This window comes from Paenibacillus sp. 2KB_22 (genome assembly GCF_052115745.1).
Classification (GTDB): Bacteria; Bacillota; Bacilli; order Paenibacillales; family Paenibacillaceae; genus Paenibacillus.
On sequence record NZ_JBFRHG010000009.1, the window covers coordinates 32989 to 48214 of the forward strand.

12 protein-coding genes are annotated in these 15226 nt (G+C 46.0%); 4 read left to right on the plus strand and 8 right to left on the minus strand.

All coding sequences use genetic code 11. The annotated features are described in order from the left end of the window. The first annotated feature begins 274 nt into the window (after positions 1-274). Complete coding sequence (locus AB4111_RS28465; RefSeq protein ID WP_442034522.1) at positions 275-2785, plus strand: transglutaminase domain-containing protein; 2511 nt, start codon at positions 275-277, stop codon at positions 2783-2785. A gap of 105 nt (positions 2786-2890) precedes the next feature. On the opposite strand, the gene AB4111_RS28470 is transcribed toward AB4111_RS28465, so the two are convergent. Continuing rightward, positions 2891-3793, minus strand: coding sequence for an SDR family oxidoreductase (locus AB4111_RS28470; RefSeq protein WP_124118614.1), 903 nt, complete (start codon positions 3791-3793; stop codon positions 2891-2893). A 297-nt stretch (positions 3794-4090) separates the two neighbouring features. After that, entirely contained in the window at positions 4091-5470 is a 1380-nt protein-coding gene (locus tag AB4111_RS28475; RefSeq protein WP_253430320.1) for an amino acid permease, read from the minus strand. 365 nt (positions 5471-5835) lie between these two features. Here AB4111_RS28475 and AB4111_RS28480 point away from each other — a divergent pair, with 365 nt between their 5' ends. Then, the gene (locus tag AB4111_RS28480; RefSeq protein ID WP_367399845.1) at positions 5836-6201 is read left to right on the plus strand and encodes a DUF6713 family protein; all 366 of its coding nucleotides are present in this window, start codon (positions 5836-5838) and stop codon (positions 6199-6201) included. Between the two features lie 63 nt (positions 6202-6264). After that, positions 6265-7257, plus strand: coding sequence for a DUF4003 family protein (locus AB4111_RS28485; RefSeq protein WP_442034525.1), 993 nt, complete (start codon positions 6265-6267; stop codon positions 7255-7257). A 112-nt stretch (positions 7258-7369) separates the two neighbouring features. Here AB4111_RS28485 and AB4111_RS28490 read toward each other — a convergent pair whose 3' ends face one another. The 3 genes from AB4111_RS28490 to AB4111_RS28500 form a co-directional block, all read right to left on the minus strand. Next, positions 7370-8365: a phosphotransferase gene (locus tag AB4111_RS28490; protein ID WP_442034527.1), complete on the minus strand. Its 996-nt coding sequence runs from the start codon at positions 8363-8365 to the stop codon at positions 7370-7372. Between the two features lie 171 nt (positions 8366-8536). Further along, on the minus strand, positions 8537-10312 hold the full coding sequence (locus tag AB4111_RS28495; protein WP_442034529.1) for a SulP family inorganic anion transporter: 1776 nt from the start codon (positions 10310-10312) through the stop codon (positions 8537-8539). Between the two features lie 167 nt (positions 10313-10479). Further along, positions 10480-10809 (minus strand): ArsR/SmtB family transcription factor, encoded by a 330-nt coding sequence (locus tag AB4111_RS28500; protein ID WP_091038881.1) that lies wholly within the window; start codon positions 10807-10809, stop codon positions 10480-10482. A 132-nt stretch (positions 10810-10941) separates the two neighbouring features. Between AB4111_RS28500 and AB4111_RS28505 the strand changes: the two genes are divergently transcribed. Further along, positions 10942-11664 (plus strand): suppressor of fused domain protein, encoded by a 723-nt coding sequence (locus AB4111_RS28505; protein WP_442034532.1) that lies wholly within the window; start codon positions 10942-10944, stop codon positions 11662-11664. Positions 11665-11737: 73 nt separating this feature from the next. Here the strand turns inward: AB4111_RS28505 and AB4111_RS28510 are convergent, their stop codons facing one another. Genes AB4111_RS28510 through AB4111_RS28520 form a run of 3 tightly spaced genes read right to left on the minus strand, consistent with a single transcriptional unit; the run spans position 11738 to position 15198 of the window. Beyond that, positions 11738-13312, minus strand: a complete 1575-nt coding sequence (locus AB4111_RS28510) for a glycoside hydrolase family 43 protein (RefSeq protein ID WP_442034534.1) — start codon at positions 13310-13312, stop codon at positions 11738-11740. Further along, a complete protein-coding gene (locus AB4111_RS28515; protein ID WP_442034536.1) occupies positions 13309-14208 on the minus strand; it encodes a carbohydrate ABC transporter permease in 900 nt (299 codons plus the stop codon). Before AB4111_RS28515 ends, AB4111_RS28510 begins: the two co-directional genes overlap by 4 nt. Before the next feature lie 15 nt (positions 14209-14223). Beyond that, positions 14224-15198 (minus strand): ABC transporter permease, encoded by a 975-nt coding sequence (locus AB4111_RS28520; protein WP_442034538.1) that lies wholly within the window; start codon positions 15196-15198, stop codon positions 14224-14226. Positions 15199-15226 lie beyond the last annotated feature (28 nt).

Consider the following 15226-nt stretch of genomic DNA (forward strand, 5'->3'; position numbering starts at 1 on the left):
ACTTTATCACCTTGCGTCAGCAAACTCCTGTATTTTAGCCTTAACCCCCAAGCTAGGAAATACAGCTGTTCTATTGTTCTACAGGACTTAAAACCTACCCTACCTCCTTGACAATGAGTCAATATGACCATAAACTAGCAAAGGATGTCAGGAAATTAATAGGAGGTTTATCTGTTAAGAGGTTCCAGTATGGGTTTTAACCATATCTGATAATCTTTCGGTGTGTAGAACGTAGCCATTAGTGCAACTCAGAAAAACAAGAAAGCGGTGTATCATGAAACGTCTATTTTTCATTATGTTTGCGCTCACCCTGTTACTGGCTGGATGCCAGAGCACTGAGCAGGAAAGCAGTCCGTCCGAGAATAATCCTACAGAAGTCGTAGAAGGTTCTACCATTTTAAATTTGAAGCAGAAATACGGCTCCGAATCGGAACAAGCGATCATGCCGATGTACAACGTGGCTCAGGATGAAGAATTTACGTTCAAGTTTAAAGCAGATTTACGGAAGAATAACCTGTCAGCTTTTGACATTATAAGTGTACATACCGATATTAAAGCACTCAAAGCAAGCGATGTACGTGCCCTTCGCGATACCAATGGCAACAGCGTTTCCATTAAGCCTCTTGGATGGGGCGTATTAAGTTCAGATTCCATGATGAACAAGGATCAAAGTTCTTGGGGCGGTGCCCCCATTTATTACATTCGTCTGAATTATGATCCGGATGCGGAAAATCTAACACTACTCGATCAGCCTATCATTATTCCGTTTACAGTAAAATCGGAGTTACCCGTACCTAACCTAAGATATGAAATTGACAAAGATAGACGGTTCAAGTTGGTCTGGGACAAGGTAGAAGGTGCCACCGAATATAAAATTTATAAACGTTCTGACCTAACCAACTTTGATACAAATGTACCTCTAACTGGCGCAGAGGACGCTTTCAGTAATAGTCTACCTTTAGATATTGCGGTAACAACAGAGACGTCTTTCAATGATTTTATGAAAGACGGAAAAGGCGGGCTCGGCACTTATAATGAAATGATAACTACCACTCAGAACCATGGTATACGAGGAGAATATTACGTCACTGCAATCGGCGGAGGCAAAGAATCCAATTTTAGCAGAGGTGTCCCTACAGCTCCGCTTGCTTCCCAGTTACCAACAGCTTTGAAAGAACAATTGTATAGGGAGAAATTAAAGAATATAGATGCACTTCCTCAAAAAACGACAGTGGAATACAACGACGGCTCTTTAGCCCGGGAAACCATTGTCTATGATACCAAAAGCGTAGAGATTTCAGAGTTTAATGAAACAAATATTCCTTTTCACATTAAAGGAACAGCTCTGAAAAGTTACGTACGTGTAGAAAATGTGACCCAAGCAGACCTGGACAGACTCACTCAGCAAACCGTAGCCGAGTCCAGCAACGGACTGGTGGAACCGAAGAATGATACACCTTACGTTCCTGCACCTGACGTGCCAACGATCATCAACAATCATGATACACCTGAGTCTGCAACGGAAACAGAAGAAGCACCAGCTTCGGAAACTCCAGCTACAGACTCCACAACCGATAATGAGACTTCAGAGAATGCAACTGATCCGGTATCCACCGAGGCTTCTAATGATACTTCTGAGAGTGCTTCCGAGGAAACTTCTAATGAAGCCCCTGCTCCAGCTCCTGAAGCTGAAGAAGACAATCTGGTAGATGAGCAAAAGTCCAATACACAGCAAAATGTAGAACAAGGTGATCAGGAAACCGTGCCTCAGCCTGCTACAGGCGATGCAATGATCAATGCAGATTCCGCATTGGAAGAAGTTTTAGCCAAAAACATGATTGCGGCGCAAGATAAAATTTCGTTGAAGGCTTTCCCCGAAGCTCAGAATTTCACGACACTCTCGGACGTTGTCCTGAAAGTGATGTACCAGAATCCATTGATTCTTGGTGTGGAAGGTTTTGAATACAACTATGGTACGCTTACCCTTTCGATTCATTACAATGAATCTGCAAGTGGTATTCAGAAGAAGCAAAATGAGATTATTGCCAAAGCAAACGAAGTTGTGGCTTCCATCATCAAGGATGGCATGAACGAAGACGAGAAACGAAAAGCCATCTACGATTATCTGAACGATAACGCAAAGTATGATGATGCAGCGCTGGAGAATGCGGAGCAGAACAACTTTAAAAATGTCGATCCGCAATTCAATGACTCGTTTACCACTTACGGTATTCTGGTCAAAGGTGTCGGGGTATGTGCCAGCTATGCTTCCGTTTACAAATTGCTCTCCGATCTCTCGGGACTGGAAAGCATCGTTGTAACGGGCGCTTCCAGCGGAGTTCCACATGCATGGAACAAGGTCAAAATCGGGAACGAATGGTTACATGTCGATGCCACCAACAACCTGACGAACTCCGGTATCCCCTACTTCCTGTACAATGCCAACGATGAGACTGCTGCCAGCCAGAAAACGATAGCTGATAAGGATTATTGGCTTGATTCCGAGCTCGCAATGTTCGATGGCGAGAGCGATGCCAATGATTATTATGTGCAGAATGATCTTGAAGTCGCGTCTATTAATGAGTACAAAACCAAGGCTGAGAGTGAACTCAAAAAAGGAGAGAACCGGGTCATTCTCCGTTTTGCCTCACCTGTTGATTCTGATGAGCTCATGACAGCTGCCGGTGAAGCCCTTGCTGCTGTGGATGAAGCCCTACTAAATACGGCGCAACTGGCCACGCTTGGTAGTTATGCCATTCTGGACCCGAAACCAGAACAGAAATAATTTTATAATTATAAAAAATAACAATAAAGAACTCCATTCACCTTCATCGGGAATGGAGTTCTTTGTTTCACTGGCCTATGATTCAAAAGCTTTTATATCCAACGTTTACGGACTAACCGTACCGCCATTCGCATTCAGTGTTTCGCCGCTCACATAGCTGGATTCCTGGCTTGCCAGAAACACAAATGCCGGAGCCATCTCGGCAGGCTGTCCTGCACGACCAAGCGGTGTGTTGGAACCAAACTCGGCCAGCTTCTCGACTGGTTGTCCACCCACAACCTGGAGCGGTGTCCATACCGGGCCTGGTGCTACAACGTTGACACGAATTCCTTTGCTACCCACCTGTTGGGCAAGCGCTTTGCTGAACGTGTTAATCGATGCCTTCGTTGTCGCATAATCCAGCAGAATTGGCGAAGGTTTGTACGCCTGAATCGATGATGTATTGATAATGGAGCTGCCTGGCTTCATGTGTTTCACAGCTGCCTTGCAGAGCCAGAACATAGAATAGACATTTGTTTTGAACGTTGCATCGAATTGCTCGGTAGTCAGATCCGCAATCTGCTCTACAAACTGCTGTTTACCTGCCACGTTAGCAAGGATATCAATCCCGCCCAGCTCTTTGACCGCAGATTCAATGAGTTCTTCACAGTACTTCTCATCCTTCAGGTCACCTGGCATCGTGATGGCTTTCCGCCCAGCTTCCTCAATCAACTTCACAACTTCTTGTGCATCTGCTTCCTCTTCCGGCAAATAAGCCAGAACGACATCTGCACCTTCACGGGCAAACGCAATCGCAGCCGCCCGTCCAATTCCGCTATCAGCTCCGGTCACAACTGCTTTGCGTCCTGTTAAACGTCCGCTACCTTTATAACTTTTTTCACCCGCATCAGGAACAGGAGTCATCTCACGCTGGAGTCCCGGCTCATCCTGTTGCTGTTTCCACTCCGGTGTAGCTTTCGGATATTGTGTCGTTGGATCTTGCATGGTGTGCTGGTCTTGATTAGCCATGTTCAATTCCTCCTCGGTTATTTACAGTGATTACTGCAATCACAAAAGTTGTTTTCATAAAAGTTTCACTCTTTTCTTTGTAACCGAGATTAGCAAAATTTAAACTGGACCTGCCCCATTTTCGTTGGCAACTGTCTGGCATTGAATCTCCGGAGATTTGAGAGTTTATAATCAAGCATGGATTTTCAGATAAAAAAATGCACTCCCTGAAGGACGCTGAATCACCCGCAGGTTCTCCAATCATTTCAAGGAATGCACGTATGATATTACGATATAAGTTGATTACTGATTATTAGACTAGCGATCTTCGCCGCCATCTATCCGTTGTCTTTTTCCGATGCCAAATGCGAAATATCCAGCCACCACGATGGCCATGAACGTAGCTCCAACTATCAGAGGCAAGCGCGTATCCGGGTTAAACGCCATACCGATAATGACGAGGATCAGATACACAATAATAATGTAATTGCTGATGGGGAACCATTTGGACTTGAAGTTATGATCCGCCATCTCGTTGCCCCAACGCTTTCTGAATCTGAACTGACTGAACGCCAGCGCGAACCATGGAACCATGCCCGGAAGCACACTTGCACTGTAGATGTACAGGAATAGCTTGGAGTCTGGCATCAGGTAGTTCAGTACAACTCCGATTAACAACAAGGAGATCGTAATGACGATACTGTTGCGGGGAACCCCACCTTTGGATAGCTTTTTGAAAAAGGCAGGTGCCTGCCCATTCTCAGCCAGCGTGTATAACATCCGTCCTGCACTGTAGATCCCACTGTTACATCCCGACATGGCCGCCGTGAGCACCACAAAGTTGATAATTCCCGCTGCAGCAACAATGCCGACCTTGGCAAAGGTGAGCACAAACGGACTTCCTGTCTCGCCCACTTCATTCCAAGGGTACAATGTCACGATGACGAATATGGCACCTACGTAGAAAATAAGAATACGCCACACGATATTTTTGATCGCTTTACGCAAGGTGTGTTTCGGATTCTCCGCTTCGCCTGCTGTAATACCGACCATCTCCACTCCCTGATACGCAGCCGTGACGATACACAGCGCGAAGAGGAAACCTTTGATGCCTCCAGGGAAGAAGCCACCATGACTGAACAGATTCGACAGACCAATGGCCTGCCCCCCATTCCCCCAGCCGAAGAAGATGAGCCCCGTACCGATCACGATCATGGCCACAATAGCCGTTACTTTGATCATCGCAAACCAGAATTCAAATTCCCCATAGAACTTCACAGCCGCCAGATTTGCCGCCGCAATGATGAGCACCCCGGCAAGTGCCGGCAGCCACTGCGGAATATCCGGGAACCAGTACCCGACATAGATGCCAATTGCCGTAACTTCCGCCATTCCAACCGTAACCCACAGGAACCAATAACTCCAGGCGGTCAGGAATCCGGCAAGCGGACTAATATATTTGTGGGCAAATGTAGCAAACGAACCCGTGACCGGCTCCTGAATCAACATTTCCCCCATAATGCGCATGACAAAAAAGATAATGATACCGGCCAGTAAATAAGCCAGCAGCACAGATGGACCTGCCCATTTGATCGTACTCGCCGATCCCATGAACAAACCAACGCCAATTGTACCTCCGAGTGCAATCAGCTCTACATGGCGGGGCTTTAGCCCTCTAGATAGTTGCTTCGATTCCAAACGATTCTCCCCTTTTCTGGTGTACAGCTTCCTGATGTAATTTTAAATTTTATACTCACATTAACGCAATGCAGAATTGCTTCACCAAATTGTACGAGATGTGCCGCAGAAAAACAACAAGGAATGTGAGGAAACGGATTCACAACACATATAGGTATAGGATAACCGCTTAATGAATATGGCAGACAACTGATTCAACAATTCATCGCAGCGTTGTGTAATCATAGCGACAGACTTCCTTTTTCCCTGACTCTACAGGGAGATTGCTGGAACCCCTATGGACAGCTCACGTATTGTATATTTGGGTCTTATGCGACTTGTTGCTATTGACCTGCTTGTATAAAATTAAAAATAGGAGGCTTTACATGCCTGATTTCTTACTGGTCTTATTTTTGTTTAACCTTTCTCTATTCCTGCTTCATGAAATGGATGCGATCAGGCGGTCCGAGTGGAAATTGTTTATTGTATTAAAAGATATGAAAGATGATAAAGCCTACAGGTATTTCACCTGGATTCACTTGCCAATGTACACCATTATCCTCTCTCTGCTCTTTAGTTCGTATCAAACGATTACATTTTGGGTGCTGGATATCTTTTTCATCATACATACCGTATTGCACTTCTTTTTCGAGAAGCACCCTCACAATGAATTTAAAAATGGATTCTCCAGATCATTCATATATCCTATGGGAATAATTGCTTTAATTCATTTGATATTCCTAATCATCTAATCTCTTAACAACGGCGGGATGAAAGACTGACAATGATATTTTCTTAAAATGGAGGTAAGCCCTATGCAACAACCGCATGCAGAACGAGTTGAATTATTCGTTTCCAACACGCAGATCATCAAGAAGTCGTTCAAATGGCAACATGGAATGATTCACCGTCTGGCCGCCTTGCTCTATGCAGCGGAGAATAAAGTTGCTGATGCAGAAGCTATTCGCCAAAGCCAAGAGTTGATTAAACAAAACACAAAACTTTTCTCTGCATTCAGAGGTAATTCTGCCGTTAGCGTTGCTACTATGCTCTCCCTTACAACGGATGAGAACACAAAGCTGGCAGATACCCTGCATGTCTATGATCTGATGAAAGAGATCAAATTCCGCACCTCAGATTATCTCGTTATTGCCGCCTATCAGATCGCAACTCAGGTATCACCCGATCAGTTTCAACCTACGGTGGAGCGAGCCAAATCATTTTATGACGGTATGAAAGCAGAGCATCGCTTCCTTACTGGGCAGGATGACTACATTTTCGCTGCCATGTTAGCCCTTTCCGATCTCGACGTGCATACTGGTGTGGCACGAATGGAACAACTCTACGGGGAATTAAAACCAGAGTTCTCTTCCAGAAACAGTGTGCAGGCGTTAACACAGGTACTGGTTCTTGGAGAGGATACCCCGGATGCAGGGACTCGTGTGATTGCCTTAAATGAAGCTTTTCGTCAAAGGGATCTCCGAATGGATAAAACGTATACATTACCTTCTCTCGGGTTACTTTCTCTACTGCCTTCGGACAGAGACACATTAGTGGATGAAGTCGCGGAAACAAATGATTGGTTACGGACTCAAAAAGGCTTCGGTGCTTGGTCGATCGATAAACAGGAGTTGCTCCTGTTCTCATCCGCGTTGATAGCCATTCAATATGTGGAGAATCTGCGAAACGGTATGCTAACGACAGCAATCTCAACCAGCATCACGAATATTATCATTGCTCAACAAGCAGCGATGACCGCAGCTGCCGCAGCATCGGCTGCCGCCGCTTCTTCATCATCTTCCAACTAACATGGACCAGGTTGCCTTGAATATGAGTTAAAAAAGACCCTCCCGAGTTCAAGTTCACTCGGAAGGGTCTTAAAGCATTCAAGCCTACACCTAAAATATTGTTCATCATTCGCTATGATACAATCCCCATATCTCGGAACTCTTGCAAAAAGTCATTCAGCCAATCCTCGCCATAATCCAGCGCACCCATATCACTCTCGATAAAAGCAACATCCAGACCCATCACCCAGAATCGGCGAGCGATAATAAAGAGATCAACCGCGTGTTCATCTTCGGCAGAGAAACTTCTGACTGAACGATATCCTGCCATTAGCGCATCCCATAGTCTTTGTTTCTGCCCTGAATCACCCGACTGCCGTTTCCGAATTTTCAATTGAGCCAGATCGTAAGCACGCCAGCTTCTGGCAGCCCACTCGAAATCGTAATGAATAAACGAATGCTCTTGTTGAAACGCATTGTTGTTCCCATGCATATCGCCATGACACAGTCCAAAATCCAGGTCTTGTCTGGAAGCGGCAGCGATGCGTTCTTTTAATGCTGTTGCAAACGTATGGAGAAATGCTGCTGCTTCATGGTTCTCACCGATATAGTGGATGATTCTTTCTAAGGGTTCGTCGATGAGAAATTTCAAATCAAGCTCATATCGTGGCAACTCCACGTCCACCTGATCCATAGCCTTATGCAATTCAGCGGCAGATTGACCAAAGACGTAACAAGACTCCTCATCCTCCAGGTTGTTCTCCGTACCCTCAATATACCGAAACATCACAGCAACCCGCTTGCCTTCTGCCGCCTCCAGCACCGTATATCCAGTGTCATCTTTCTTCTGAATATATTCTCCAATGTCGGTGTGTTCCGCAGAAGTTAGAACGTTCTTCAGTTGAGCTAATAACGATAGCTCATACTGAACATCTGCCTCCGAAATTTCAGTGCGGTAGATACGAAGAATATACATCCCACTGGACGTGCTAACTCGGTAGGTATCATTCAATCCTCTAAGCCAAAACAAACATTCTTCCCATGTTCCAATGTCATACTGATTGCTCAATGCAGACTCCAGATACCTGGGGTTAAGCACTGAACGTAAAGCAGTCGGTTGAATGGACATATGTATACTCCTTCAGTTTATATGATTATTTCTCATCTGATGAACGATGTAACCGTATTCACCTATCAACTTATAACATAGTCTATTTTCCGTTAATTTTCCAGAATATATATTTCAAACTGGTTGGTGCATCAACGTTGGAATTCCAAAGTTTCCTCTCTCTTGAGTGGATTATACAGAACTGCTTGCATTGACCCTCTTCCCAGATTTCAGCAGGCTATTAAGCTCTGGATCGGTTCCAGCGCTCGACAATACAGCACATTCACGAAAGGCAAAATGTTTGCACCCCTTACACTTCTCCTCGTTCAAATGATGTAACGCATAATTAATGGCTTCCCCAGTATGTTCAAACCGATGTGCAGGATTTAAACGCTCTAACAGTCCCGTTCGTTTCAACATCTCAAGTGGCTGCTCTTGTATGCCCGATAACAATACAATCCCGCCCGACCGTTCAAAATGCTTGATTAAACTCGCCAGGTTAGCTTCACCTGTTGTATCCATAAAAGGTACCTTACCCATGCGCAACAGCAAAATGCCCGGTCGACGATGAATCGAATCCATGACCGACTTTTCGAACATATCTGCCGCACCAAAAAATAAAGGTCCTTCAATCGTATATAAGCTGATCTGCGGACAGTCATGTCCTTCCCGAACCATGTGGGCCATGACTTTCTCATGTTTATGCTCGGGATCGGGCAGTACTTTGGCAACCTTCAACATCTCACTCATCCGCTTAACAAATAAAAGGACAGCCAGAATCAACCCAACCTCTACAGCCGTCGTTAAACTTGTAAATACAGTAAGCAAAAAGGTAATGAGCAGAACGAGTGAATCGCTCGTTTTGGTTTTCATGACATGCATGAAGGATCTCCGTTCACTCATGTTCCAAGCCACCAGCATCAGAACGGGAGCCATACTGGCAAGAGGAATGTGGGATGCATATGGCGCAAAGAGAACAAGTACCAGCAGTACCACTACACCGTGAATCACGCCAGACCATGGCGATACTGCGCCGGATTTGATATTTGTCGCCGTACGTGCAATCGCCCCTGTTGCAGGAATCCCTCCGAATAGCGGCGTCACCATATTAGCAATCCCCTGCCCAATCAACTCCCGATTGCTGTTATGTCGGCTTCCGGTCATGCCATCGGCAACCACAGCTGACAGCAACGATTCAATACCACCCAGCATGGCAATGACAAAAGCGGGTTGCAGCAAGTTCACGATACGCTCCCAAGTGATCTCCGGCACATGAAACTGAGGCAAGGAGTTAGGTATGGCGCCAAAAGACGAACCGATCGTAGCCACCTGCCCTTCAAAAAAGAACGCTGCGACTACCGTCGAAAGAATCAGCCCCACTAGTGATGCAGGTACCTTTGGTGCAAACTTGGGCAAAAGCAGAAGAACAGCCAGACAGACTCCAGCTGTAAGCACACTGTATATATTAATTGTCGAGATATGCATCCCGATTTCTTTCATGTTGGACCAGAAATCCTCGTGCTTCTCTATACCTCGAAGTCCCAGGAAATTCGTAATCTGTCCGCTAAAAATAATGACGGCGATCCCTGCCGTGAAACCGATCGTCACCGGCCTAGGAATAAACTTGATTAATGCCCCAAGCTTGAATACGCCCATAAGTACAAGCATCAAACCGGCCATCATTCCGGCGATCAGCAGATTCTCATATCCATACTGCATCACTATGGCGAAGAGGATCGGAATGAATGCCCCCGTAGGCCCGCCAATCTGGAACTTGGATCCACCCAGCAAGGAAATGAGAATCCCTGCGATTACTGTGGTATATAATCCATACTCCGGTTTGACCCCTGAAGCGATGGCAAAGGCCATACCGAGTGGAATCGCAATAATACCTACAATCAGTCCCGATAACAGATCCTTGCGAAAAGCAGCAGCATTGTAACCTGCATATCTCCCCATCCATCTCATGTACAAAAACCTTCTTTTCTTCATATATTTGAATATTTGAATATAAATAAAACACTACTCTCCTGCACACCTCCTGTCAATCGGATTGCGCACAAATAATCGTAGGAAACCAAACCAAAAAAACAAGAACCTACGGTCATTACACACCGTTGCTCTTGTTTCTTGTGTCAGGACTCTTTACGAATATCTTCCAGCATGGAAATGGCATCAACCAGATGATTGTCAAAAATCTGTTTGGTCACTGCCAGCAGATCCTTAATCAGCGGATCACGCAACGAATAGGTGACAGTTGTCCCTTCTTTGATTCCCTGAACAACGTTTTTGCTGCGCAGTACAGCCAGTTGCTGTGAAACGGCAGAGCCTTCCGATCCCAGAATGCTTTGCAGTTCATTCACGTTCTTGGCTCCTTCACTCAGCAGCTCCAGAATCTGAATCCGCATCGGATGCGCCAACGCTTTGAAAAAATCCGCTTTAAACTGTTGTATGCTCTGATTCATACGCTATGCCCCTTCAATCGAACTCATCAACATGCTCATATCATACCATAGAACGAGGTTCAGACTTCAATTCACATGATATGATTAAGATGAAAAAGCAAGTACATAATACTGTGCAAGGGAGCTGTAAGCATGTCCAAATCATCCGAATATTCACCCTCCGGCGCTCCTATCCTTCGTCATAAGGATAGGAATCGTGAGTGGCAGTCTACTTCTTATGCAAAAGACGAGTGGCTGGAGCAAATCGAGAAACATGCTGACCAATATCTCGGTGAAGCCGAGTCTGTATTCCATGAGTTGCTATCGGACAAGGTTCATATCGATGTTCATGTGATTCGTCCAACACCAGAACGAAATTATTACACATTGTACACCACAGGCATGAGCGCCTTGCCTATGAACACGCCTGAAGATGCACAGGACTATGAATACGCAGAGCTGATGATTTGTTTGCCGCCGGATTGGCCTCTATTAGAGGAGCAACTGAAGCAGTTGGACAACTACTGGCCAATACGCTGGTTAAAAACGATGGCTCGCTTGCCGCATGACTACGATACCTGGCTAAGTTGGGGGCATACGGTGCCGAATGGTGATCCGGCAATGCCATTTTCCAATAACACAGACATGTGTGCCTTTATCGTGCTGCCTCCGCTTGAGGCCGATGAGGATTTCCTAACGCTCGACATGGAAGATGGACAGACTGTGCACTTCTACGCAATCCTCCCCATTTACCTGGAGGAGCTTGAGCACAAGTTAGAATATGGTTTGGACGCTCTTCTAGACCGATTCGAAGATTATCATGTGAACGAAATTTTGGATGTAAACCGGGTCAATTCCTGCGGGGATGCTTCATAATAAGATAAACGGACTAGAAAAAAGCTCAACCCTTAGCATCTGCTGCTGGATTGAGCTTCCCTTTTTATTTACGTTAGTACGAACCATATTCAAACCAGTCAAAGTCAGCTGCTTGGTCGGACAATTTACCATTACTGCTGCTGAACATGCCAATACAGCACCCAACAAAACCGCCAGCCACTTCCGTGCTCAAGCTGGTCGTATCCACTCGGTCTGCAACTAGATGATACTCACTTCCATCTGTGCTGTAATAGAAGCTGAGCTGCTGTCCAAGTGCAGCCATCTTCATGGATACCCGTGGAACATCCCCTTCCAACACAACTTGAGCAACCTGTGATTCCTCTCCGCCAAACCATGTCATGACACGCAGCACCTGCTGCTCTCCTTCAAGTGCACGTTCAATCCGCACATGATACTGGTCATTCTGAATAACGACCAGACCCGCCGTCTCATGCTCTTGCTGCGGCACAAATTCCATCGCTGTGGCTGCCACGTAATCCATATGTCTCTGACGCACACAGACAAAGCTGGAGTTCTCGAGTTCCTTCAATGTTTGTGGTTTCAGCTTCAATCGCAGATAACCTTTGCGTTCAGTCAAGGAATACAGGTCTTCCAGAGGATTGCGCAGAAACATCCATTGCAAGCCCAGATGATCGGTATCAAAGTTTTCACAGCGCAAATCCGGTGCCACTGGTGCTGCTGGCAGATCCAGCATACCCTGATCCTCCAGTATACCTCGCCCCTGATTCACCACAGGCCATCCATCCTCCCAAACGACAGAAGCAAGGAACGTCTCCCGCCCGAGATTGCTGAAGCTCCCACCATATGGACGCGAAGCAAGCATAACCATGAACCATTGACCGTTCGCAGCCTGCACCAAGTCGGCATGTCCTACATTAACAATAGGGTAGCGCTTGCCCAAATGGCGATGCGTGATGATCGGATTATTCGGATTCCCGACGTACCCTTCGGTTAAGCTTTGGCTTCGCGCAATGGTCACGGCATGGTTGGGTCCTGTGCCGCCCTCTGCAATCAATAAATAATAATATTCATCGATCTTATACAGATGCGGTCCTTCAGGCCAGATAACATCAACCATGGCCCCACGCCAGAGCACGTGACTGTCTCCTACCAGTTTCATGGTGGTCAGATCAAGCTCCCTCAGCCAAACTTCCCAGTTTCCATTATAACGAACTCCCTCAGAGCAAGGACGTGTACCCAGGTAATATGCTTTGCCGTCATCGAAGAAAATCGTCGGATCAATGCCTTCTGCGCCTTCGATAAAATAAGGATCAGACCATGGCCCAGCCGGGTCGGTAGCGGTTACAACAAAATTACCGCCATGCGATACGTTGGTTGTAATCATATAGAAGGTACCTTCATGATACCGAAGCGTTGGAGCGAATATTCCCTGTGAATGCCCTGCTCCCTGAAGATTTAATTGTGAAGGGCGATCCAGTACATTGCCAATCTGTTTCCAATGTGCAAGATCACGGCTCTGAAAGATCGGAACCCCAGGATAATAGGCAAATGTCGATGTCACCAAATAAAAATCTTCACCCACACGACAGACGGACGGATCTGGATAAAACCCGGGCATGATCGGATTGTTAAACGTGCATTGTTCGCTTTGATTTGCATTTTTCATTCTTTTACCCCTCCAATGGTGAGTCCAGTGACAAAGTATTTTTGCAAGAACGGATACAGTAAAACGATCGGCATGGCCGTCACAACCGTGATCGCTGCCCGAATGGAGACAGGAGTTACCATGTTGGTTACATTTTTGTATGAATCCACGTTAACAGTGCCACCCTGTGAGGTCGCAGAGGATAACAATTTCATAAGCTCATACTGCAAGGTGGTCAAATTCCGATTACCCGCCGTGTACAATATGGAGTCAAACCAGGAGTTCCATTGACCTACAGCAATAAACAGAGCGACTGTAGCCAGCACTGGCTTGGACAGCGGAAGCACGATGCGCATGAAAATCCGAAAATCTCCGGCTCCATCCATCTTCGCGGATTCAATCAATCCCTCCGACAGTCCCTGAATGTAGGTACGAATGACGATCATGTTGAACACCCCGATCAATCCGGGAATAATGTATACCCAGAAGCTGTTCAGCAGCCCCACTTGTTTGATGAGCATGTATCCCGGAATTAAGCCGCCGCTGAAATACATCGTCATGACGAACAGCGTCGTGACCAATTTGTTAAACATATATTCCTTGCGGCTCAGCACATAGGCCAGCATGGCTGTACAGAACAGCTGTACAACCGTTCCAATCACAGTTCGGGCAACCGATATAAATGCAGCTTGTGTCAGATTCGGATTCTGGAATACGGAGACGTAATTTTGCAGCGTCCACTCTCTCGGCCAGAGATAGATTCCCCCGCGGATCGTATCCAGCCCGTTATTGAAAGATACGGCAATGGTGTTTAAAAAAGGATATAACGTAACAACCATGACAAGCAACATAAATATGCCATTGGTGATTGAAAAAATAGAGTCTCCCAAGTTTCGTTTTCTACTAAATCGCTTCACAGCTATGCCCCCTTATCATATCAATCGCTCTTCACCAAGAGACTTGGCAATCCCGTTGGCGATGAATATGAGCACCAGACTGACCACACTTTTGAAAATGCCTGCTGCGGTGGCAAGTGAATAGTTACCAAGATTAATCCCGTATTTTAGAACAAAAATGTCGATTGTCTCGGATACATCCTGTACCAGTCCGTTCCCTAGCAAGTATTGAATCTCAAAACCTGCGTTAAGTACGTTACCCACGTTGATGATAAGTAGGATAATGATCGTTGGTTTGATGCTTGGAAGTGTGACATTGAACATTTTGCGAAAGCGGCCGGCTCCGTCAATGGAAGCTGCTTCGTATAAGCTCGGATTAATCGACGCCATGGCCGCCAGATATATAATCGTGCCCCAGCCAATTTCCTTCCACATGCTGGACAGACCTACAATCCCCCAGAAGTATTTGGGTTCGGCAAAAAAGTTGATTGGTGCCTCAATCAGACCCAATTTTGTCAGCAGCACATTCACAATACCTGTTTCCGTTGACAATACATTTGCAACGATCCCTGTTACGATGATCCACGACAGGAAATGTGGAAGATAGGAAACCGTCTGTACCACGCGTTTGAACAATATCATCCGCAATTCATTCAATAAGAGCGCCAGACCAATTGAACCGACAAATCCCAGAAACAGACTGATCAGGCTCATCGCCAGCGTATTGCGAATGACACGTAAAAATGTAGGGTCCGTGAATAACGTTCGAAAATGATCCACCCCCACCCAATCCTGCTCCATAAAACCAATGCCAGGTCTATAATTCTGAAACGCCATCAACCAGCCCCATAATGGTCCATACGCAAAAATAGCGATAAACGCAATAAACGGAAATGACATCCACATTAATTGTCGCTGACTTTTCATTCTGGACAGGTTGTACCCGATCCAGCTTGTTCCCGCTGGGATGTGGCTGGTTTTTAACGAAGGCTGCAGCTCCTTTTTGGCCATGTTTTTTCTCTCCTTGCTTACGAGTTTA